General features: G+C 60.2%; 6 protein-coding genes. 2 read left to right on the top strand and 4 right to left on the bottom strand.

The features are described from left to right. Positions 1 to 1,758 precede the first annotated feature (1,758 nt). On the top strand, positions 1,759 to 20,391 hold the full coding sequence (locus tag NUH88_RS22255; RefSeq protein ID WP_308220089.1) for a phage head spike fiber domain-containing protein: 18,633 nt from the start codon (positions 1,759 to 1,761) through the stop codon (positions 20,389 to 20,391). 129 nt (positions 20,392 to 20,520) lie between these two features. On the opposite strand, the gene NUH88_RS04155 is transcribed toward NUH88_RS22255, so the two are convergent. Beyond that, positions 20,521 to 22,035 carry a putative sugar O-methyltransferase gene (locus NUH88_RS04155; protein WP_257770143.1) on the bottom strand — a complete coding sequence of 505 codons (1,515 nt, stop codon included), beginning with the start codon at positions 22,033 to 22,035 and terminating at the stop codon, positions 20,521 to 20,523. A 332-nt stretch (positions 22,036 to 22,367) separates the two neighbouring features. Here NUH88_RS04155 and NUH88_RS04150 point away from each other — a divergent pair, with 332 nt between their 5' ends. Further along, complete coding sequence (locus NUH88_RS04150) at positions 22,368 to 22,841, top strand: hypothetical protein (RefSeq protein WP_257770142.1); 474 nt, start codon at positions 22,368 to 22,370, stop codon at positions 22,839 to 22,841. Positions 22,842 to 23,270: 429 nt separating this feature from the next. Here NUH88_RS04150 and NUH88_RS04145 read toward each other — a convergent pair whose 3' ends face one another. From NUH88_RS04145 to NUH88_RS04135, 3 genes are read right to left on the bottom strand one after another with little or no spacing between them, the layout of a single operon-like run. Further along, a complete protein-coding gene (locus NUH88_RS04145) occupies positions 23,271 to 24,668 on the bottom strand; it encodes a phage/plasmid primase, P4 family (protein WP_257770141.1) in 1,398 nt (465 codons plus the stop codon). Further along, positions 24,665 to 25,543, bottom strand: coding sequence for a bifunctional DNA primase/polymerase (locus NUH88_RS04140; protein WP_257770140.1), 879 nt, complete (start codon positions 25,541 to 25,543; stop codon positions 24,665 to 24,667). The genes NUH88_RS04145 and NUH88_RS04140 overlap by 4 nt, the downstream gene beginning before the upstream one ends. Further along, on the bottom strand, positions 25,540 to 25,782 hold the full coding sequence (locus tag NUH88_RS04135; RefSeq protein ID WP_257770139.1) for a hypothetical protein: 243 nt from the start codon (positions 25,780 to 25,782) through the stop codon (positions 25,540 to 25,542). The genes NUH88_RS04140 and NUH88_RS04135 overlap by 4 nt, the downstream gene beginning before the upstream one ends. Between the last annotated feature and the right edge of the window lie 51 nt (positions 25,783 to 25,833).

The raw sequence follows: 25,833 nt of genomic DNA, 5'->3' as shown, positions 1-25,833 counted from the left end.
GCTGGCGTCGGCGTCGGCTTCAGCGGCGAGATTGTTGTCCAAAATTGGGACCGGCCTAATCTCGACGGTCGAGAGCCTCCAACCGTCGACGAGTTTGAAGGCTTTTCCTCAGAAGTTGGTGTGGGTGTCAATATAGGTCCGACCCCGTTTACGGTTGGTGTCGAGGTAGATAGTGCTGGATTCGGTGACAATTTCATTGAGGGGGTAGGGGTTGCGCTTGGCGTCAGCATAGGGGCTGGCTCGATTGCGGGTGGAAATCATACGTGGAGATTGCCTGATCTTTGGGCAGACATACTTGTTGAGTATGTCCCAGTTGTAGAGCGTCTGGCTGATGCAGCTGAGGCGGCAGTGAATGGTGCGACGCCAAATGATATTGCTGCTGTCGTTTCGGGAGAGCTAACAGAAATCATACAGGGCGATGTGGTGACGCCACCTGCAATCCCAAATTTGAGAGATTTGTTTGATTTTTCTTTCGGCGGGGCGACGGAAAACAACAACGCAACACGCCATTTTGTTGGGGGGGGGAGTCAATATGTAGATGGGAGTTTCCAGAGTACAAATTTAGTTGGGGCTCCCGAGCAGCCAAGTCTGGAAACCTCTTTAATTGAATATTTTTCGGCCTTCGATGGTAGTGATCTGCCTTCTGGTAGTATAAAAATAATTAGCACAAAAATTTATACAGATAATAGAGGGCAGGAATTTCTTGCTCAAACATCAACTATTGACCACCCTCTATATGGAAAAATTACAGCAATAACGAAATTCAGAAATGCAGGAAATTTAGAGAATGGAAAAACTGTTTGGGAGAAAGAAAATACTGCAATGAGTCTCCCTGTTTCCGCAGGAGGAGAATCAAAAATAATTGGGGTAAGATATGAAAATGGCGATATTGTATCTGGTTACAAAATAAACGACGGAAAAAATATATCTGAAGAAACAAAATACGAGAGAGTTGACGGTGTTCTGGTAAAAACGAGCGACGTGGAAGAATATTCTCTTTTAGGCGCCGAATCTGATGTTATTAATTTCTCTGTCGGGTTCGCTTCGGGCCTTATTACTTCAGTGGTTAATTTTTCTGATCCAGCAACTGAGATTGCGTTTAATGCGGCTGTTAGATCGTTTGAAGGGGTCGTATCTGACGCAATTGAGCGTAATTTCGATAACAATCTCGAAAATAATCCTACCCTTGATCAAGCCTTTAAGCAATTCGGTCAGGCTTTCCTTCAATCCGCAGCGCTATCCGGCGCGAGTTATGTCGGAGGTAGGCTAGGCGCGGAGATCGGCGAAGAGCTCTTCGGCGAATATGGCGAACAAGTTGGTCGTATAGTTGGTAGCACTGCCGCCGGGCACGTTGCGCGGTCACTTATTGCCGATCAAGCGTTCACTGAGGCGCTGGTCAATACAACGAATCTCCAAGTTAGCGCCGCGGGCGCAGCTGTAGGACTTATCGTCTCAGAACTGGGACGAGCGGTCGATATTCCCACTGAGGCGCGCGCAGTTCTCTCGCACCTCGCGTCAACCGCGACAACGACGGCCCTGGGAGCCAACTTTGCAGCGGATGCCGCAATAGCCGCGGCTGTTGAGAAAGGCTACACCGCTGCGGTGACTCAAGTTGCGGGTCAAGCTGCGGCAGCCGGTTCTCTTTCTCTCGCCACGGCGGGCTTCACTTTCGCTGTCACTGCGGCCTTGATGGCCCAAGCCGCATTCCGTGACAAGCCTCGCGCAGGGGCAATCCTAGATTTCGAGGATGACGGATATTTGCTTGTCACCGACAGTTGGTCGATCGAGGGCGGTCCGGTCGAGACGGTCGAGAATATGGCGATCTCGGTCTCGAGCGTGATCAACCAGGTGCTTGGCGTCGCGCATGCCGAAGCGGCGAATCTTCATCTTTACGATCTGGAAGTTCAGTTCGACAAAGACGAATACGTTGCGACCTTTACGCGTCACGACGATTTCTACGACGAACTCGTCTTCGTCGCCACCAACGAGGACGGAACCGAAGGGCATTACGAACGCCCCGGCGATCTCGTCAAGAACCCGGACTACGTTCCACCGAACGAGAACGATGACGCGCAGGGAACCCCCTTCGTCACGCGGAAATATTTCCTCAAGGATCCCGAGACCGGCGACGATGTCGTCGGCGAGACTGCGCTGGAGGAAGCGGCGGAGCAGCAGTACGAGATCTACAAACAAGAGTACAATGCCGCGAAGACCACGAACGGCGACAACGATGTCCCGGGTTTCGATATTATTCGCAGCAGTACCATCAAGCGCGAGGATCACGAGGATCCGGACGACGAACCGATCAGCGTCGTCGACAGCATGGTTCTCGGTGTGCTGCAGAACCTGGACTACACGACGGGCAGTCCGTTCGTCCTGAAGATGCTCCAGTCGACGCCGTCGGACGCGTCGATAGCGGGTTTGATGATCAATCTGCAAACCACGCAGCTCTTCGAGAATTACCTTCTCAATCAGGCCGAAATCGATGCCATCCGGCGCGACCATGCCGGAACCGAACTCGCCGAACAGTGGGAAGGTGTCATCGAGCATGCCGAACAATTGGGTCTTACCAATGTCTCGATGCAGGACGCTTTCACCTGGTGGGCGACAGCCTCTCTCCGCGTGCCCCAGCGCGATTACGACCTCGACCTCGCACTGACGGAAACCATCGGTTGGGCGGGGGACGACAGCCTGATGGGTGGAGACCTCCGGGATATCATCTACGGTACTCTCGGGAACGACACGCTCTATGGCGATACAGGAGATTCTTTCCGGAATGGTGCCGCTGATACGCTCTACGGCGGGCAGGGCAACGATGTTGTCTACGGCAATGTCGGGGACGACGACCTTTTTGGTAACCTCGGTGACGATCTGTTGTATGGCGGCCAGGGGATGGACATCATCATCGGCGATGATGGCGATGACACGGCCTTCGGTAACGCGGATTGGGACACGGTATCGGGCGGTGACGGAAACGACCTGCTTTACGGCAACCAGGGCTCCGACGATCTCTTCGGCAATAACGGCAACGACACGCTTTATGGCGGCAAGGACGGGGATTGGATCGACGGCATGGCCGACGACGACCTTGCCTATGGCGGAATGGGCGGGGACAAGGTTTTTGGAGGACTCGGAGACGACACGCTCTACGGCGAATACGACGACGACACCGTTTCCGGCGGTGACGGCAACGATATCCTCTACGGCAACCAGCAGAACGACCTGGTCGCGGGCGACGACGGCAATGACACGCTCTATGGCGGCGAGGACAACGATACCCTGCAGGGCGGCGTCGGGGCCGACATGCTCTACGGTGGCGAGGGCGTCGATGCGGCCTCCTATGCCGACAACGACACCGCCGTCTATGTAAATCTCGAAACCAACGAAGCCATCGGCGGCAATGCCGCCGGCGATGTCCTGATCGACATCGAAGGCGCGGTCGGCTCCGGCTTCGACGACACCTTCCATGGCAATGCAGACGCGAACCATTTCGAAGGCGGGGATGGCGACGACCGGTTCTTCACCCGGGGCGGGGCCGATACGGTCGAGGGCGGGGCCGGCGACGACACGATCTATGGCGGGTTCATCGTCGAGGATCCAGGCGCCGACGACGGGGCGTCGGACAGCCTGAATGGCGGGGCGGGGAACGATCTCGTCTATGCGGGCGCGGGCGCGGACATTCTCTCCGGCGGCGCCGGTATCGACGCGCTCTATGGCGAGGCGGGCGACGACGCCGTCTACGGCAACCAGGGCAACGACTTCCTCGATGGCGGCGCGGGCGCGGATTCGCTGTTCGGCGGGCAGAACGAGGATCTGCTGCATGGCGGGGAGGGCGACGATTTCCTCGTCGGCAATGACGGTCTCGACACGCTCGACGGCGGTCTCGGCAACGACACGCTCTCCGGCGGCGATCACGCGGACCATCTCGCCGGCCAGGACGGCGACGACGTGCTCTACGGCAATCTGGGCGCCGACCTCATCTATGGCGGCGCCGGCGCGGACGCCGTCTATGGCGGACAGGACGACGACTTCCTGCACGGCGATGCGGGCGACGATACGCTCTATGCGGGCCAGGGCAACGACGTGGCCGCGGGCAATCTCGGCAACGACATCGTCTACGGTAACGAGGGCAGCGATTCCCTCAATGGCGGTTCCGGCAACGACACGGTGTTCGGCGGCGCGGACCAGGACCTGATCGGCGGCGACGAGGGCGACGACTTCCTCCAGGGCAATAGCGGTTTCGACACGCTCGACGGCGGCAGCGGCGCCGATACGCTCGAAGGCGGCGAGCATGCGGACCTGCTCGTCGGCCGCGACGGGGCCGACCAGATCTACGGCAACCACGGCAACGACACGATCTATGGCGGCGCGAGCGAAGGCGGCGGCGACGCGGCGAACGACACGCTGTTCGGCGGCCAGGGCGACGACGTGGTCTACGGCAATAACGGCGCCGACTTCGTGCAGGGAAATCTCGGTCACGACACGCTGTTCGGCGGCGAGGGCGACGACACGCTCGAGGGCGGCGACGGCAACGATGCGCTGATCGGCGGCGCGGGCAGCGACCTGATCGACGGCGGGGCCGGGATCGACCGGGTGAGCTACGCCTATTCCACGAGCGGCGTGAAGGCCGGGCTCGGGGCGCAATACGGCGGGACCGACGGCGAGGCCGACACGCTGATCGGGATCGAGGAACTGGAAGGCTCGGGCCATAACGACGAGCTCGACGGCAGCGACCAGGACGACAGGATCCTCGGCGGCGGCGGCGCCGACAACATCATCGGCCATGACGGCGACGACCTTCTGTCCGGCGGCGAGGGCGACGACATCGTGCGCGGCGCCACCGGCGCGGACATGATCTACGGCAACCAGGGCAACGACACGCTCTACGGCGGCTATGTCGGCGGCGGTTTCAACGTGGACACGTCCAGCGACACGATCTTCGGCGGCCAGGGCGACGACGTGGTCTACGGCAACCAGGGCGAGGACTGGCTGCATGGCAACCGGGGCAACGACGAACTCTATGGCGGGCAGCAGGAGGATGTCGTGCTTGGCCAGCAGGGGGCGGACACCCTGGTCGGCGGCAAGGGCTTCTCCTTCCTCGACGGCGGCGACGACGGCGATGTCTACCGCTTCACGGCCGATTTCGCGGTCGGCGACGAGGCGGCGCTGGTCATCTACGATTCCGGCGTGAACGGCGGCACCGACGTGCTGGAACTGGTCGGCTTCGACCGCAACGACGTGACGCTCTATCAGGACGATTCCGTCCTGACGATCTTCACCGACGCCGGCGGCGAGTTGCAACTGATCGGCAATACGATCGAGGAGATCCGCTTCGTCGACCTGGCGGGCAACGATCTCGGCGGGGCTATCGTCAACGGGTCGCTGCCGAGCTTCGATCCCTACGAACTCAGCGCCTTCCCCTCTATGCCGAGCGGCGGCGTCCCGCACGCGAGCGGCAGCGGAACCCTTCTGGGGTCGGGAAATCAGAACTATACCGCGGGCAGCGGCGCCGACCTGATCTACGGCAACCAGGGCAACGACACGATCTACGGCGTCGGCGGGAACGACACGCTCTATGGCGGCCAGCATGACGACCAGCTCTATGGCGGAGCGGGTCACGATTTCCTGCTCGGCAATCAGGGCCGGGACTACATGGACGGCGGCGACGGCGACGACACGCTGCTCGGCACCGGGACCTGGGAGGACAATACGAGCGATACGCTGCTCGGCGGCAACGGGCAGGACCTGATTCATGGCGAGGGCGGCGACGACTGGGCGGGCGGCGGTGCCGGCGACGACCGCATCTACGGTAATCTCGGCAACGACTCGCTGCATGGCGAGGATGGTCAGGATTCCATCTTCGGCGGCCAGAACTCCGACCATGTCGATGGCGGCGCGGGCAACGACATCCTGCAGGGCAATGACGGCGCCGACTTCGTCTCGGGCGGTGCCGGCGACGACATGGTCTACGGCAATGCGGACGCAGACACGGTCCGCGGCGGCGACGGCCGGGATACCGTCTTCGGCGGCGCCGGGGACGACCGGGTTTCCGGCGATGCCGGCGACGATACCTTGGCGGGCGGTCTCGGCGACGACACGGTCGACGGCGGTGCGGGCAGCGACCTGATCTTCGTGACCGGCGGCGGCGTCGATCTCGGTGTCGACGTCATCCAGGACACCGGCGGCGTGGACGATTACGACATCGTCCAGTTCGAAGGCTCCCGCGGCGATTACGACATCTACAAGAACGGCGACGGCCATCTCGTGGTCGCCAGCACGCTCGGCCGCGGCACGACGATCCTGCAGAATTACGAGGTCGAGCACATCGTCTTCATCGACGATTACAATGCCGGAAAGACGGCGCCGGAAGGCGACTTCAGTAAGACGACATACAGAAATCTGTCGCAAGGCTATGTGACGAACATGGCGAACGTCTACGCGGCGGACGGCAAGACAACCCAAATCTTCGCGGAGCACCTGAAGTTAATGCTTTCGGGTGATATGGATCTGATCGACTACGCCGGCACGGCCGACGGCGATACGGTCACCGCGGCGACCGGAAAGAATTCGCAGCTGCATGCGGGCGAGTACTTTACGCAGCTTCAGGGCGCGGACGGCGACGACAGCCTCTACGGCTCGAGCGGGGACGAGACGCTCGTCGGCGGCGGCGGTGCCGACGTGATGCTGGCCGCGAGCGGCGCGGACAGCGTCGATGGCGGCGCGGGTTCGGACATCATCGACGGCGGCGAGGGCGACGACGCGCTCGAAGGCGGTGACGGGGCCGATACGGTGCTCGGCGGTGAGGGACGCGACACGCTCGACGGCGGCGAGGGCGCGGACCTGCTCGACGGCGGCGCGCGCGCGGACCTGATTTCCGGCGGTTCCGGCGACGATACCGTGGTCGGCAGCGGCGGCGGCGATACCATCGACGGCGGCGAGGGCACGGATCTCGTCGATTATTCGGCTTCCGAGGAAGCGGTGGAGGTCGATCTCGCGAGCGGCACCGGCACTTACGGCGATGCCGACGAGGACAGCTATTCGAATGTCGAGAATGTCGACGGATCGGCGAATGACGACACACTGATCGGTTCCGACGCCGACAACGTGCTCGACGGCGCAGCCGGCAATGACGAGCTCTCTGGCGGCGCGGGCGCGGACAGCCTGATCGGCGGCTCCGGCGACGACACGCTCGATGGCGGCGCGGGCGCCGACACGCTGGAAGGCGGCGACGGTGTCGATGCCGCGGACTACCGGCAGGCGGACTCCGCCGTTTCGGTGGATCTCGCGGCCGGTGCCGGAACTGCCGGCGAGGCCGACGGGGACGTACTTTCGGGCATCGAGAATCTGATCGGCGGCAGCGGCGACGACACGCTTGCCGGTGACGGCGGCGCGAATGAAATCTCCGGCGAGGCCGGCGCGGATCTGATTTCCGGCGCCGCGGGCAACGACACGCTCGACGGCGGCGAAGGGGACGACACGCTTGCCGGCGGGACCGGCAGCGACCTCGCTACGGGCGGGCTCGGTGCGGACCTGTTCCTACTTGCGGCGGATGGTTCCGGCAGTACCGAAATCACGGATTTCGATGCCGATGCCGGCGACCGTCTCGCCCTCGATATGGCGGATGCGACCGCCGAAACCGACGCCGTTCTGGATATCGTCGCCAACCAGACCCTGTTCGATGACGATGCCGTGTTCGATGTCGGCGGTGCGCTTCAGACCGTCTCCGGTGTCGGGCGCGCGCTCACGACGGAGGATTTCGGTTTCGGGCGCTTCACCATCGAAGCCGTTTCCGACACCGTCTCCGAAGACGATGGGCAGGCGTTCTTCATAATCCGCCGCGAGGGCGATGCGAGCCGCGAAGCGTCGGTCGATCTCGATTTCTCGGACGGTTCGAACACCGCCGTTGCGGGCACTGACTACGATGTCCCGACGGACACGACGCTCAGTTTCGCGAAAGGCGAGAAGGCAAAGACTGTCTCCGTCAATCTGAGGGACAACGGGCGGATCGACGGACAGTCGGTGATGCTCACCGTCGCGCTCACAAATGCCGTTCTGGGGATCATCGAAGGCGCTTCGGCGGAAATAACGATCGATGACATGCTGGGCGAGGCGGTCACCGGCACGGAAAGCGACGATCTGCTTTCCGGCGATGCCGGAGCCAATTTCATGTCCGGCGCCGGCGGTAACGACACGCTCTTCGGTCTGGCGGGCGGCGACCGCCTGATCGGAAACGAGGGCGACGACAGTCTCGATGGCGGCAATGATGACGATTTCCTCGAAGGGAACGGCGGTGCGGACACGCTTATCGGCGGTGCCGGGGACGACTTCGTTTCCTACGAGAATGACACGATCGGCGTTTCCGTCGATCTCGGCGCGAATACGGCCAGCGGCGGGGATGCGGACGGTGACAGCATCGACGGTTTCGAAGGCGTTGTGGGCGGCAGCGGAGACGACACGCTCTTTGGCAGTGCCGGTGAGAACACGCTACTCGCCGGGGCGGGCGACGATCTCCTGAGTGACGGCGACGGAAATGACAGCATTGTCGGTGGCGGCGGCAACGACACCGTGCAGGCCGGTTCCGGAGCGGACACGATCCTCGGCGGGGACGGTACGGACGCCGTCGATTACTCCCAGTCGTCATCTTCGGTCACGGTAGACCTCGAAAACGGTTCCGGGACCGGTGGCGCCGCGGAGGGTGACGTTATCTCGGATGTCGAGATCGTGACGGCCTCGGCCGCCGGTGATGAAGTTATCGGAAGTAATTCAGACGAGACGATTTCCGGCGGAGCCGGCAATGACACATTGGGGGGCGGTGGCGGAGCCGACCTCCTGGACGGTGGCGACGGCGATGACAGTCTTGATGGTGGTGCAGGTGCTGACATCGTCTCGGCAGGTTCCGGCAATGACGTGATCCATGACGACGGTACCGATACGATTTATGGCGGCGACGGTTTGGACACCGTCTATACGGGCGATGCCACGGATCTGGGGCGTTTCCATGACGTGGAGGAAATCCGGCTCCAGGACGGAGCGCTTGTCGTCGCGGGAACGGACACATCCGATGACCTGACGGCGACGTCCGATGCGGATCTGGTTCTGGGTCTGGGGGGTGACGACATTTTGGATGCTGGCGCCGGAGACGACACGGTGTCGGGAGGCAGTGGCACCGACACGGTCTATGGCGGTATCGGCAATGACGTGATCCACGACGACGGTCTGGACGTGGTCTATGGCGGTGACGGTTCGGACACTGTCTACACGTCGGATGCCTCGGATCTCGACCGCTTCCATGACGTGGAGGAAATCCGGGTCGACGATGGCAGTATTGTGACCTTCGGCACGGGATTGTCTGACAGCTTAGTCGGTGGCTCGAATGTCGACTCTCTCATTGGCGGAGCCGGCAATGACACATTGGGGGGCGGTGGCGGAGCCGATCTCCTGGACGGTGGCGACGGCGATGACAGTCTTGATGGTGGTGCAGGTGCTGACATCGTCTCGGCAGGTTCCGGCAATGACGTGATCCATGACGACGGTACCGATACGATTTATGGCGGCGACGGTTTGGACACCGTCTATACGAGCGATGCCACGGATCTGGGGCGTTTCCATGACGTGGAGGAAATCCGGCTCCAGGACGGAGCGCTTGTCGTCGCGGGAACGGACACATCCGATGACCTGACGGCGACGTCCGATGCGGATCTGGTTCTGGGTCTGGGGGGTGACGACATTTTGGATGCTGGCGCCGGAGACGACACGGTGTCGGGAGGCAGTGGCACCGACACGGTCTATGGCGGTATCGGCAATGACGTGATCCACGACGACGGTCTGGACGTGGTCTATGGCGGTGACGGTTCGGACACTGTCTACACGTCGGATGCCTCGGATCTCGACCGCTTCCATGACGTGGAGGAAATCCGGGTCGACGATGGCAGTATTGTGACCTTCGGCACGGGATTGTCTGACAGCTTAGTCGGTGGCTCGAATGTCGACTCTCTCATTGGCGGAGCCGGCAATGACACATTGGGGGGCGGTGGCGGAGCCGACCTCCTGGACGGTGGCGACGGCGATGATGTGGTCCATGGCGGCGACGGGGCCGACCGGGCCGTTGGCGGCGCCGGTAACGACGATATCTCCGGTGAGGCCGGGGACGATCAGATCGACGGCGGCATAGGTAACGATTTCGTCGATGGCGGCGAAGGCAACGATGTTGTCTCGGGTGGTGACGGCGAGGATTCCGTCCGCGGCGGCGCAGGCGTAGACACGCTCTATGGCGGTGCTGGGAACGATTTCCTCTATGACGATGGTCAGGATCAAGTTTATGGCGGTGACGGCTGGGACGTCGTCTTTACAACGGATTATTCCGACATTTCGCGTTTCCACGATGTTGAGGAGCTGCGCCTTGAGGACGGAACTTTGGTGCATATTGGAGGCGCTGGCGATGACATGTTGTCGGGCGGATCTGGTTCGGACACGCTTGTTGGAGGCGCTGGTTCGGATTTGATATCCGGCGGTTCCGGTGACGACGTTCTCTCCGGCGGGGATGGATCTGACACGCTTCTGGGTGGATTGGGCGATGATACTCTCGATGGAGGGGCGGGTTCGGACGCGCTTCATGGAGGCGGTGATGATTACGGGGATCTGACGGCCGGCGGGGGCGATCTTACGGGCTGGTCGGCAAGCGGCCTTTTGGTGAGCGGATCCGACGATGGCGTGTATACGGTTTCCGATGATACGAGGACCGCTTACTACCAGACCCATTACGGTTTGAGTGGAGTCTCCACCAGTGAAGAGCTAACGATCTCACTTGCAGTCCGTTCATTGTCGCGCACGACACTTGCGCTCAGCCTTGAAGACGACCTCAGTCAGACGGCGACATTCGACTTGTCCACTGGCGTTTCCGGATCTTTGAACACGAGCCCGTCGGGGTTCGGTATCAACGATCTTGGCGATGGTTGGTTCCAAGTCTGGATGCGGGCTTATCCGAGCAACAGCGATCCCGCAATCTATCTCGTAGCGTATGATCCCTCGACGGAGCCTTGGCCTCGCGGTGGTACCGGTGAGGCCCTGTTCGAGGTTCGTGACTTCCAGGTGGAGTCGGGTGTCTTGGAGCCGGCGCTTCCGGTTTGGTTCTCGGGAGACGACGTGGTCACTTACGAGAACTCCTCGGAAGGCGTGTTGGTCGATCTCTCGACGGGGTTGGGTTCCGGCGGAGACGCGGATGGGGACACGCTGTCCGGGATCGAGGGTGTGATCGGTTCAGCCTATGCCGATACGCTGATCGGGAACGGCGCTGCCAACGCGCTCTATGGCGGAGCCGGAGCCGACGTGTTGTCGGGCGGCGATGGTGCCGACACGCTGAGCGGCGGCGACGGCGACGATACGCTCCTTGGCGGCACCGGGAATGATGTTGTGTCCGGCGGCGCGGGGAGTGATGTTCTCTCTGGCGGTGAAGGTACTGACACGCTGAGTGGCGGCGACGGCGATGACGTCGTTCAGGGCGACGGCGGCGACGATTATCTGCAGGGCGGTTTGGGCGACGATGTGCTGTCCGGCGGCGACGGTTCCGACTCGCTGAGCGGCGGCGGCGGCGGCGATACTGTCTCGGGCGGCGCTGGGAATGACGCCGTGGATGGAGGCGACGGCGGCGACTTGCTCTCGGGAGGGGCTGGTAACGACACGGTTTCGGGCAATGACGGTAACGACACGGTCCATGGCGGCGACGGCGAGGACACGGTCTGGGGCGATGCCGGTGACGACGTGGTCTATGGCGGTGCGGGTTCGGACACGCTTTATGGCGGCACGGGGAACGACGTTCTTCATGACGACGGTCTTGACGTTGTTTACGGCGGTTCCGGTGTCGACACTGTTGTGACGTCCGACGTGTCGGACCTGTCGCGTTTCCACGAAGTGGAGGTTATCCAGCTTGAGGATGGGACGCGCGTCCAGGTGGGCGGATCTGGTTCGGACACGCTTGTTGGAGGCGCTGGTTCGGATTTGATGTCCGGCGGAGCCGGTGACGATGTTCTCTCCGGTGGTGATGGATCTGACACGCTTCTGGGTGGATTGGGCGATGATACTCTTGACGGTGGAGCGGGTTCGGACGCGCTTCATGGAGGCGGTGACGATTACGGGGATCTGACGGCCGGCGGGGGCGATCTTACGGGCTGGTCGGCAAGCGGCCTTTTGGTGACCGGATCCGACGATGGCGTGTATGCCGTCCAGGACGGTACGACGAGTGAGTATTATTATCTGTCTCATGGACTGAGTGGTCTCGACACTGGCGAGGATGTCACTGTGTCGGTGGTCGTGCGCGCGGATTCGCGTTCGACCTTGATCCTGAACCTGAGCGACGGCGACCCGAGAGATGTGACGTTCGATCTGTCGGACGGCAGCATGAACGATCTGGGTGTGAGCGGTGTCACGTCCGGGATCAAGGATCTTGGCGACGGGTGGCAGCAGGTTTGGGTAACGGCACCGGTCAGCATCAGCAATCCGACAATGAATCTTGTTGCGTGGGATCCCTCGACGGAGTCTTGGCCGCGTGCGGGCAGCGGGGAGGTTCTGTTCGAGGTTCGTGACTTCCAGGTGGAGTCGGGTGTCTTGGAGCCGGCGCTTCCGGTTTGGTTCTCGGGAGACGACGTGGTCACTTACGAGAACTCCTCGGAAGGCGTGTTGGTCGATCTCTCGACGGGGTTGGGTTCCGGCGGAGACGCGGATGGGGACACGCTGTCCGGGATCGAGGGTGTGATCGGTTCAGCCTATGCCGATACGCTGATCGGGAACGGCGCTGCCAACGCGCTCTATGGCGGAGCCGGTGCCGATGTTCTCTCTGGCGGTGAAGGTGCCGACACGCTGAGCGGCGGCGACGGCGACGATACGCTCTATGCGGACAGTTTTGATCACGTGGTCGATGGCGGCGCTGGCTATGACGTGGTCTATACGGATACCGAGCTCGAATTCGAGCGCCTCGTCGATATCGAAGAAATCCGGACGACTGACGGCAGCCGTATTCTGCTCGGTTCGTCGGGGGCGGACTCTGTCTCCGGAACGTCGGGGAACGATGTGGTCAGCGCCGGTGCTGGCAGCGACACGATCGACGCCGGAGCGGGTGCGGACACGGTCTATGGCGGCTCCGGAGACGATGTCATCCTGGACGATGGGCTAGATGTGGTTTACGGCGGCAGCGGCAAGGATACGGTTCTTGCGTCTGTTGCATCCGACCTGTCCCGGTTCCACGACATAGAGGAAATCCATCTCGACGATGGCACGCGGATTCTTTTCAGTGCCGAAGGCGGAGACACCCTGCTCGCCGGCGACGGTAACGACACACTCTATGGTGCCGGCGGCGATGACAGCCTGGCCGGTGCGGAAGGCGACGATGTTGCTTCCGGTGGCGACGGCGAGGACACGCTGATCGGGGAGTCCGGCAACGACACGCTTTATGGCGGCGACGGCGCGGACGTGATCCTCGGCGGCGACGGGGCCGACCGGGCCGTTGGCGGCGCCGGTAACGACGATATCTCCGGTGAGGCCGGGGACGATCAGATCGACGGCGGTTCCGGGAACGATTTCGTCGATGGCGGCGAGGGCAACGATGTTGTCTCGGGTGGCGACGGCGAGGATTCCGTCCGCGGCGGCGCAGGCGTAGACACGCTCTATGGCGGTACCGGGAACGACTTCCTTTATGACGACGGCCAGGATCAGGTCTATGGCGGCGACGGCTGGGACGTCGTCTTCACGACCGACTATTCCGATCTGTCGCGTTTCCTCGATGTCGAGGAACTGCGCCTTGAGAACGGCACTGTCGTGCATGTCGGGACCAACGGCGCGGTTCTTCTGAGCGGCAGTGCTGGTGATGACACGCTGGATGGCGGAGCTGGCGACGACACGCTCTATGGTGGAGTTGGCAACGACACGGTCTATGGCGATGCCGGCGAGGACATGGTCTACGGCGATGCCGGCGACGACACGCTTTATGGCGGCGCGGGCTCGGACACGGTCTATGGGGGCACCGGTAACGACATCATCTATGACGATGGTCTGGATGTTGTTTACGGCGGTTCCGGTTCCAACACTGTGGTGACGTCCGACGTGTCGGACATCTCGCGTTTTTACAATGTCACAGAGGTCCAGCTTGAGGACGGGACGGTCGTGGTTACGGGCACGGCGGGCGGTGACAGTCTTGTTGGTGATGGGGCATCGGAGGTGATTGCGACCGGAGCCGGCAACGACAGCGTGAATGGCGGTTCCGGCAACGACACGATCTATAGCGGGTCCGGCGCGGACTATGTCGACGCGTCCTACGATCAGGACACGGTTTACGGCGGTGAGGGTTCGGACACGCTGCACGGCTCTGTCGGCAACGACGTTGTTCACGGCGAGGAGGGTTCGGACATCGTCTATGGCGACCAGGGCTCGGACACGGTCTATGGCGGCTCCGGTGACGACGAGGTCCATGGCGGCCAGGGCGTGGTATCCGATAGCAGCGACGTGCTCTATGGCGGTACGGGTAACGACACGCTTTATGGCGAAGCGGCCGACGATACGCTTTATGGCGGCGATGGTGCGGATGTCGTTTACGGCGGTACCGGCAATGACATCATTTACGACGACGGCCTTGACGTGGTTTACGGGGGCGACGGCATCGACACTGTGGTGACGTCTGACGGGTCTGACCTGACGCGTTTCCATGAGGTGGAGGAAGTGCGTCTCGAGGACGGGACGGTGCTGCTATCGTCGGGCGACGACTCTCTCGTTGGCAGTGCGGGTTCTGACACGCTGAGCGGCAGCGCTGAGGATGACACGCTGGATGGCGGCGCTGGCGACGACACGCTTTATGGTGGAGTTGGCAACGATCTGGTGTCCGGCGGCGCCGGCGATGACTATGCCGAGGGCGGTGACGGCAACGATACGGTCGCGGGCAATGACGGCAACGACACGGTCTATGGCGATGCCGGCGAGGACATGGTCTACGGCGATGCCGGCGACGACACGCTTTATGGCGGCGCGGGCTCGGACACGGTCTATGGGGGCACCGGTAACGACATCATCTATGACGATGGTCTGGATGTTGTTTACGGCGGTTCCGGTTCCAACACTGTGGTGACGTCCGACGTGTCGGACATCTCGCGTTTTTACAATGTCACAGAGGTCCAGCTTGAGGACGGGACGGTCGTGGTTACGGGCACGGCGGGCGGTGACAGTCTTGTTGGTGATGGGGCATCGGAGGTGATTGCGACCGGAGCCGGCAACGACAGCGTGAATGGCGGTTCCGGCAACGACACGATCTATAGCGGGTCCGGCGCGGACTATGTCGACGCGTCCTACGATCAGGACACGGTTTACGGCGGTGAGGGTTCGGACACGCTGCACGGCTCTGTCGGCAACGACGTTGTTCACGGCGAGGAGGGTTCGGACATCGTCTATGGCGACCAGGGCTCGGACACGGTCTATGGCGGCTCCGGTGACGACGAGGTCCATGGCGGCCAGGGCGTGGTATCCGATAGCAGCGACGTGCTCTATGGCGGTACGGGTAACGACACGCTTTATGGCGAAGCGGCCGACGATACGCTTTATGGCGGCGATGGTGCGGATGTCGTTTACGGCGGTACCGGCAATGACATCATTTACGACGACGGCCTTGACGTGGTTTACGGGGGCGACGGCATCGACACTGTGGTGACGTCTGACGGGTCTGACCTGACGCGTTTCCATGAGGTGGAGGAAGTGCGTCTCGAGGACGGGACGGTGCTGCTATCGTCGGGCGACGACTCTCTCGTTGGCAGTGCGGGTTCTGACACGCTGAGCGGCAGCGCTGAGGATGACACGCTGGATGGCGGCGCTGGCGACGACACGCTTTATGGTGGAGTTGGCAACGATCTGGTGTCCGGCGGCGCCGGCGATGACTATGCCGAGGGCGGTGACGGCAACGATACGGTCGCGGGCAATGACGGCAACGACACGGTCTATGGCGATGCCGGCGAGGACATGGTCTACGGCGATGCCGGCGACGACACGCTTTATGGCGGCGCGGGCTCGGACACGGTCTATGGGGGCACCGGTAACGACATCATCTATGACGATGGTCTGGATGTTGTTTACGGCGGTTCCGGTTCCAACACTGTGGTGACGTCCGACGTGTCGGACATCTCGCGTTTTTACAATGTCACAGAGGTCCAGCTTGAGGACGGGACGGTCGTGGTTACGGGCACGGCGGGCGGTGACAGTCTTGTTGGTGATGGGGCATCGGAGGTGATTGCGACCGGAGCCGGCAACGACAGCGTGAATGGCGGTTCCGGCAACGACACGATCTATAGCGGGTCCGGCGCGGACTATGTCGACGCGTCCTACGATCAGGACACGGTTTACGGCGGTGAGGGTTCGGACACGCTGCACGGCTCTGTCGGCAACGACGTTGTTCACGGCGAGGAGGGTTCGGACATCGTCTATGGCGACCAGGGCTCGGACACGGTCTATGGCGGCTCCGGTGACGACGAGGTCCATGGCGGCCAGGGCGTGGTATCCGATAGCAGCGACGTGCTCTATGGCGGTACGGGTAACGACACGCTTTATGGCGAAGCGGCCGACGATACGCTTTATGGCGGCGATGGTGCGGATGTCGTTTACGGCGGTACCGGCAATGACATCATTTACGACGACGGCCTTGACGTGGTTTACGGGGGCGACGGCATCGACACTGTGGTGACGTCTGACGGGTCTGACCTGACGCGTTTCCATGAGGTGGAGGAAGTGCGTCTCGAGGACGGGACGGTGCTGCTATCGTCGGGCGACGACTCTCTCGTTGGCAGTGCGGGTTCTGACACGCTGAGCGGCAGCGCTGAGGATGACACGCTGGATGGCGGCGCTGGCGACGACACGCTTTATGGTGGAGTTGGCAACGATCTGGTGTCCGGCGGCGCCGGCGATGACTATGCCGAGGGCGGTGACGGCAACGATACGGTCGCGGGCAATGACGGCAACGACACGGTCTATGGCGATGCCGGCGAGGACATGGTCTACGGCGATGCCGGCGACGACACGCTTTATGGCGGCGCGGGCTCGGACACGGTCTATGGGGGCACCGGTAACGACATCATCTATGACGATGGTCTGGATGTTGTTTACGGCGGTTCCGGTTCCAACACTGTGGTGACGTCCGACGTGTCGGACATCTCGCGTTTTTACAATGTCACAGAGGTCCAGCTTGAGGACGGGACGGTCGTGGTTACGGGCACGGCGGGCGGTGACAGTCTTGTTGGTGATGGGGCATCGGAGGTGATTGCGACCGGAGCCGGCAACGACAGCGTGAATGGCGGTTCCGGCAACGACACGATCTATAGCGGGTCCGGCGCGGACTATGTCGACGCGTCCTACGATCAGGACACGGTTTACGGCGGTGAGGGTTCGGACACGCTGCACGGCTCTGTCGGCAACGACGTTGTTCACGGCGAGGAGGGTTCGGACATCGTCTATGGCGACCAGGGCTCGGACACGGTCTATGGCGGCTCCGGTGACGACGAGGTCCATGGCGGCCAGGGCGTGGTATCCGATAGCAGCGACGTGCTCTATGGCGGTACGGGTAACGACACGCTTTATGGCGAAGCGGCCGACGATACGCTTTATGGCGGCGATGGTGCGGATGTCGTTTACGGCGGTACCGGCAATGACATCATTTACGACGACGGCCTTGACGTGGTTTACGGGGGCGACGGCATCGACACTGTGGTGACGTCTGACGGGTCTGACCTGACGCGTTTCCATGAGGTGGAGGAAGTGCGTCTCGAGGACGGGACGGTGCTGCTATCGTCGGGCGACGACTCTCTCGTTGGCAGTGCGGGTTCTGACACGCTGAGCGGCAGCGCTGAGGATGACACGCTGGATGGCGGCGCTGGCGACGACACGCTTTATGGTGGAGTTGGCAACGATCTGGTGTCCGGCGGCGCCGGCGATGACTATGCCGAGGGCGGTGACGGCAACGATACGGTCGCGGGCAATGACGGCAACGACACGGTCTATGGCGATGCCGGCGAGGACATGGTCTACGGCGATGCCGGCGACGACACGCTTTATGGCGGCGCGGGCTCGGACACGGTCTATGGGGGCACCGGTAACGACATCATCTATGACGATGGTCTGGATGTTGTTTACGGCGGTTCCGGTTCCAACACTGTGGTGACGTCCGACGTGTCGGACATCTCGCGTTTTTACAATGTCACAGAGGTCCAGCTTGAGGACGGGACGGTCGTGGTTACGGGCACGGCGGGCGGTGACAGTCTTGTTGGTGATGGGGCATCGGAGGTGATTGCGACCGGAGCCGGCAACGACAGCGTGAATGGCGGTTCCGGCAACGACACGATCTATAGCGGGTCCGGCGCGGACTATGTCGACGCGTCCTACGATCAGGACACGGTTTACGGCGGTGAGGGTTCGGACACGCTGCACGGCTCTGTCGGCAACGACGTTGTTCACGGCGAGGAGGGTTCGGACATCGTCTATGGCGACCAGGGCTCGGACACGGTCTATGGCGGCTCCGGTGACGACGAGGTCCATGGCGGCCAGGGCGTGGTATCCGATAGCAGCGACGTGCTCTATGGCGGTACGGGTAACGACACGCTTTATGGCGAAGCGGCCGACGATACGCTTTATGGCGGCGATGGTGCGGATGTCGTTTACGGCGGTACCGGCAATGACATCATTTACGACGACGGCCTTGACGTGGTTTACGGGGGCGACGGCATCGACACTGTGGTGACGTCTGACGGGTCTGACCTGACGCGTTTCCATGAGGTGGAGGAAGTGCGTCTCGAGGACGGGACAGTCGTGGTTACGGGCACGGCGGGCGATGACACCGTTACGGGCGGTACGGATACGGAGGCGATTGCGTCCGGAGCGGGCAATGACAGTGTCAATGGCGGTTACGGCGACGACACGATCTATGGCGGCACGGGCAACGATGCCGTTGATGCGTCCTGGGATGACGATGTCGTCTATGGCGGCGAGGGTTCGGACACGCTGCACGGCTCGCACGGTAACGACGCGGTTCACGGCGGCGACGGCGCGGATATCGTCTATGGCGATACGTATGACGATACGGTCTACGGCGATGCCGGCGACGACGTTGTCTATGGCGGCCAGGCCGGTTTGACCTCTGACGGCAACGATATTGTCTATGGCGGTGCCGGCAACGATACGCTCTATGGCGATCAGGGCGACGACACGCTCTACGGCGATGCGGGATCGGACATCGTGTCCGGCGGTACCGGTAACGATGTCCTGCATGCTGGCAATGGAGCCGACACGCTCTTCGGCGGGGCAGGCGATGACGTGATCAAGGTCAGTCACGCTTTTGCCGCGGCCGTCAGCAAGAGCGGCGACAGCACGTCGGTGACGATCGATTTCGGCGACGGCGACTCCGTCTCGATCTCGAGCGATGTGGAGAGCATCGAGTTTACCGATGTCACATACGGCTATGCGGATCTGGTGACCGCGGTGAACCAGGTCGATCCGCTGGTGCTGGATCTGGACGGCGACGGAGTCGAGTTGATCTCGCTCGCGGAGAGTTCGGCATATTTCGATATGGACCTCGACGGAATCGCGGAGCGGACCGGGTGGATTTCAGGCGACGATGCGTTGCTCGCCCTCGACCGGAACGGTGACGGTATCATCAACGATCTCTCCGAACTGTTCTCCGAGGCCTTTGCGCCGGACGAGGCCTCGACCGGTTTCACGGCTCTCGCCACCCTCGACGAGAATGGCGATGGCGCGATCAACGAAGCCGATTCCGATTATGCGGGCCTTCTTCTCTGGCGGGACCTCAACGAGAACGGTCAGAGCGAGGCGGGCGAGCTACAATCGATCGAGGACGCGGGCGTGATCGAGATCTCTCTGGAAACCGAGATCGTGGGAGAAGATATCGAAGGGAACACAATAGAGACGGTCGGAACCTATCTCAATGATGTCGGTGATAGCGGGATTGCCGCGGACATACGTTTCGCGTTCGAAAACGGTGACGACGCGGGCGGGGCACCGGAATCCGATGCCGGTGAAAGCACGGAAATCGGCGGCGAGGTGGCCGAGTCCAAAAGCGACGAGAATGCCGGCGAAGATGTGGGCGTCCTCGGAGACGGTTCGGAAACTCTAGAGGCGGAAACGAGCGAAGTGGACATCGATGAAAACGACGCCACAGAGGTGGATGAAGAGCTTTCTGGTCAGAGTGGAACGGAAGACGTTGCGGATGCCTCCGAAGCCGCAAGTCTCGCCGGTCAGATGGTCGATGCAATGTCGGCCTTCGACACAGAGGCAAAGCTTTCCGAGGAAGAAACCGAGCCGGTTCTGGATATCGCGGTCGTGTTAGAAGAGACGGATGAGACGGATCTTGGCGTGGCGGCCTAACCGGTTCCGGAAATGATTGTCTAGCCAAATATGACAATCAGCCCTGCCTTAAGGCGCTGCCTCGCTGGTTTGGGTATTCAGCCGCCTAAAAAAGTCAGTCCGTCTTAATCAATTATGTAGCTGCTAGAACTACGCACTACGTGTCATCAGCTCTTTCTTTACTTCCCTCCAATATCTCACTTCGCCAATATCGTCTAATTCTGGTGGAGCACTCGTATTATGAATTACGAACGGAATATAATAATTCCCCTGCATCAATTTCCCAATGCAATCCAAATATTGGTCTATCAGTTCGCTATCCGGGCGCCTCCAGAGCCGCCCCCAGACAGACCCGAACCACTCTTGCGCTTCTTTTTCCTCCGTCCAATCCGAAGATGGGACTTCTGGGAGCGCACGCGTCTCATCAAGGTTCCTCTTAACAAAAATTTTCAGCCAGTTTCTTGAGCTATCAACTAGAATATCTCTAGGATTGATCTGAAAATCCACAACATCCCACCCAGTATCAAGAGTCGGCGCCAGGAAATTAAATTCTCTCGGCTCATACTGAATGAGCTCTTTGCGGCTTCCGGCCGCGTTGAACGCGTAGTTCACGCTGAAGAAGTATCTGCATGAAATATCTTGTTCGATGAATCGCATTATTTCTTCAGCTGTACTGCGCGGCATTTCCTGAAGGCTGCCGGTATTTATGACGATATCTACGCTTCTAGAGAGAATGACGCTCCGGAACTCGAACGGTACTAGCAGGATATCGTATTCTTCATTATCAATGTTGCTTGCATCAGAAAGCATGGAAACTTTAAGCTCTGGAAAATTCAAACGTAAAAAAGTATAGGAAAAAATCAATGACTCTGGGAGATCTACAATTACATAGGAATTTGCTATTCCAGCCCCAAGTAGAATTCGGGCTAGATTGCCGTATCCACCGCCAAATTCAACAATACTTAAGTTGTTTGGAGATTCGGATGCTTTTTGAAGCCCTTTGAGGATGCTAAAGTAAAAATGTCCATGCCAAAACGATGTTGTGCTGTATTTTCGGCCTTTCCAAAATTTTTGACCGAAAGGAAGGCAGAATTCTGTATCAGATATTATTTCATGTAGTTCTGGTTGTATTTGAAAATCGGAAGAAAAAAACCGTACTTTGAAATCGATATTTTTCTTTGCGTCCTCATCGGAAATGGATCTGTGGTCAAATCCAGACGCATTGGATTGAGCATAGTAGATTAAATGATTAGGATTTTGAAAGTGTCGTATTATATATTCGGAAATTTCCTTCTTTCTCGTCCAATGGACTGTTGAGCCTTTGGATTTGTCCTGATCAAATATGGTGTTTTTTGCAAACGCAACGATCTCTTTCTTGATTTCGTCGGAAAGTGTAGTAGGCAAAGACGGTGACTCGGGCATCAATTTAAATATTGATGAAAAATAATGCTTCCGTAATTCCTCATCTTCTACGTCAAACGCGAATTCGATAAGGCCACGAAGATTTCTAAATGCTTCATACTTCAGCGCATACGAGGTGACACCCTTTTCTGCAAGCGCGAGGATTGCAGGGTACCGTTCTTGCGAATAGAGTGGCATCTTTGCCAAGTCAGCCAATTGTTGAGCAGACTCTTTCTCAATCGCAAACTTCCATTTTACTGTCACGTATCTATCCAACCCAAATTGACATCGAAACAAAATTTGCAGCCAATAGTTTAATCTTGGTTTTATTGGCAAGCAAAATACCGTGATCGCGGCTTCCGATTAGCGCACCAGACATAAAATTCTACTCAACCGAAAATCCCGAAAAGAGCGGGGCAACCGCTTACGGTTCAAGGCAGATTAACTCTCTTCCGGATTTAACGAAAAACGCAGCGCATGTCGATGTTCATCAATTCATCAGATACGCTATCCCGACCTCTATGACTAGCTCTGACAGCTGAGTCACTTCCCATTTTTTGAGTAAGCGGGGATATTTCATCTGCTGCTGAAATTTGTTGGCGCGCCACTCTGTCTGCCTGCCACAAGGCTATGTTGTCTATGGCGTTGCCGGGAGCGTCACGGTCTCCGGCAACGACGCCGTATATGGCGGTACCGGCAACGACCCGCTCAAGGGGAGCGAAGGCTCCGACACGCCTTACGGCACTTTTGATGCGGACTCGGTGATTGGCGGCGCAAGTTATGACGCGCTTTTTGGCGATACCTGTACCGATGTCCCGTCGGCTGGCGGCGGTGACCATTATGCCGAGGGCGCGGGTGTCGTTTACAGCGGTACCAGAAATGACGTTCTTTATGTTGGCTTGGGCCGTGGCCTTTTCATCGGAGACGGGGAGGGGGACGCGGCATATGTGGATCAGGGTGCTGGCGATATGGAGGTGTTTGTCGTGGGTGGCGAGTATGACCGAGGAACAGACCTCGGAGCCGCTGCCCAACCTCCGAGGGTAAACAATGCGGTTTCAGATGGCGTCTGATGACCGCTTCGCCGATGCTTCCCCGTTCATGTTTGGCAGAAACGTGCGCGTGTTTTTCTAGCGTGCACCTTTGGCTATTGGCGAATTCGGTGTCTGTGGTCTGGCGGTGAATTGAGTGCCGAGAGTTCGAATAGACAAAATCAATAACAACAAAAAGGTCCTGAGTTTTCGGGGCATTCCCGAAAGACCAATGCGCTACCGCCCCGCATATCGATCCAAAGCTCTCGGAAGGACCCGCGATTTAGTATCGAAGGGATCGAAGCGTTTTTCCATGGAGCTACCCCGCGCACGCGTGCGCGCGAACGGATTATGCAAGAAGCGCCTTCGATGCCTTCGCAGGGGACCGGCAGGCGAAGCGCCAGCGAACGACGAAAGACCGTTAAAGGCCAAGAGCGGACGTTGACGTAGCCCCCGAAATTTCCGCGGCGCCTAATCGGATTGGTTTGTCTTAAGCCGGAGTCCCCTAAAAATTGATACTCGGGTTTTCGGGTGCTTGGCCCTTTCGTGGCCCCGATCAGCCAGTTTTTGGCTGAAGCTCTTCTCTGTTCCCGCGTACTCACCGGTCGTCGCACACCATTCCTGCCAATCACCAAAGATCGTACGGGTCGGCGTTTCTTCCCCGTCGAAGAGCTCGATCGGCTGACATCTCTCCTCGAGAAATCGACCTAAAGCGTCTTCCTCGAGTAGATAGTCGTTGGTTGCTGCACGCGCCGCCTTGGATGGCTTCAAGCCCTCTCTCTGCCACTCGGAGCATCCTTCGATCATCCAGGCGAGGATCCCGGGCCATTCGGCTTCGAGCGCTTCGGCGAGTTTCGGATCGCGCCGGTCGGCAGGAACTGTGCGTTCGAACGGGATCATGATCAGCCGCCGCTTGATCGCTTCATCCACGTTCCGGAGTGACGGCTTGTGGTTGCCGGCGATGATCAGTGTGAACTGCGGCGTATAGGTGAAGTTGTCCTGGCGCATGTAGCGAGCGGTGATTTCATCGCCGCCGGTAATGCGCTTGATCTTGGCCTCCGCCCATCGCTGGCCGTCCTCCGTCTCCTGCGCCAGGACCAGCCGGCGTCCGCGGAGCATGGCCAGGTCCGTAGAGTGGCGCTCATAGGTGCTGCTCGTGAAGGTTTCGACCGCCGCGGTGGCGGCGTAGCTGCCGAAGATCCGTTGAACCGTATTCAACAGCACGCCTTTGCCGTTGCCGCCCGTGCCGTAGCAGAACGCGAGCATGTGTTCCTGGCAGATGCCGGTCAGCGCATAGCCCAGCAGCCTCTGGATGAAGCCGATGGTCTCTTCATCATCGCCAAAGGTTTCTTGAAGGAACGCAATCCACCTCGGACAGTCTCCGTCCGGCGCCGACCGCGCTACTCTGGTGATCAAGTCTGCCGGCGCATGGGGGCGTATTTCCCCTGTACGCAGGTCGACTGTACCGCCTGGAGTGTTGAACAGCCAGAGATCTGCATCCCAGTCCCCAGTCCTCGTCGCGATTTCCCGGCTAGATCGTGCGAGGCGCTCGATGGCATAGATCGTCTTTGAGCTGGCGATCTTCTCGGCGCCATTCTTTGAATTCGGGACTTCCCCCAGGAACTCTGCAGCTGCTTGCGTCGCAATCTGACGGGCACGGTGGAGCGCGAGGCGCGTGTCGTCCTCTTGCCAGTGCGTACCGCTCCAGATCATCCACTTGCCCCAAAGTTCGACCCAGCGCTGCTTGTCCTTGAAAGCCTCGGTGTAGCGGCGAGTCAGGGCCTCGTCCGAGTAGGCCGGTGGCAAATGGTCCAAGGGGTTCGAGGACACGGCCAAGGCAAGGTCGAGTTCGTCATGCAGATTGCTCATGACACCCGGTCCTTGCCGCGCCTCAGCACGCGCTTCTCGGCATGGCGTTTCAGAATGCTCTTGAGAACAGCAAGAACTTCTTCTTCTGGAAGCGGTGGCTTGCAGGCCTGGGTATTGAGCCCCAGCAGGACAGTGAGGCAGAGATGCGGGTCCACCGACTTCCGGATCAGATATCCGGCGATCCGGGCGAAGGTCTGGTTCCGGGAGCCTTCTGGAATGCCGGTCCTGATAAGGTCACGCCAGTCTCCGTGCGCGGGAGTATCTCGTTTGGACGCACCACTCGGGCGAACCAAACTGATCAGCCAATCCGGAGCGGGGGAGAGGGGAACGTCGTCCGGGTGGTGGTCGACCGAGATCGTATAGAGGCGCCCGCTCACATGCAGGGACGGAGGCGCAACTATGTAGCCACCGTCGCCACGGACATCGATCCCTGGACCAATGGCCGAAGCGCTGTTCGGAACTCTGCCTCCGGGATGCCTGAAGAGGATGTGCTCGCCGCCTCCACCGGTGAGGAACCTCCAGGTCGGAGGCAATTCGCCATGACGCTCCTCCAACTCGGACAGCGTCGTGAACCCGTCATGCCGTTCGTCAATATCGAGCACGAAGATGCTGCTGACAGCGCCTGTCGCGATACCGATGTTCAGGCTGTCCGAACCCGGGAACCATTCGTGGAGAAGATGGAGATCCCTGGATGCGTCTTTGAAACCCTGTGGTGCCCGTCGACCGTCGGGATGTTTTCCGGGGGACGAGCAGTCCTGCCGCCCACAACCGCACCGCCAACCGCCGGCAGTTCGAATAGGCCGGCTCACCGGAAACACCGCCATATCGAGATCTGCGAATTGCAGAGCATGCTTCAGAACCGCCTGGCGGTTCATCGGGCCCTCCCGCGCGAGCGCGAGGAGTGATGCTGATCGAAGTCTGTTTCCCGTCGCAGGAGCCAGTCGCGGACCGCCTCGACCCTGTAATAGATAGCCTTGCCGATCAGGACGTGCGGCGGTGCCTTGCGCATCGCGCGGTCACGCTGACAGGTCCGGATGCTGACGCCCCTCTGGGCCGCATATTCCGCCTCGGAGATGTAACCGTCAAAGACGGGAGGGCCCGATTTGGTTTCCATAGTTGTCCTCCATCGCTTTGGCAGCTTTCGCTGCCGTCAGCGCTGGATGAG

Origin of the sequence: Nisaea acidiphila, assembly GCF_024662015.1 — a bacterium.
Classification (GTDB): Bacteria; Pseudomonadota; Alphaproteobacteria; order Thalassobaculales; family Thalassobaculaceae; genus Nisaea; species Nisaea acidiphila.
Note: the sequence above shows the minus strand (reverse complement) of the source record. Positions and strands in the feature narration are given on the sequence as shown.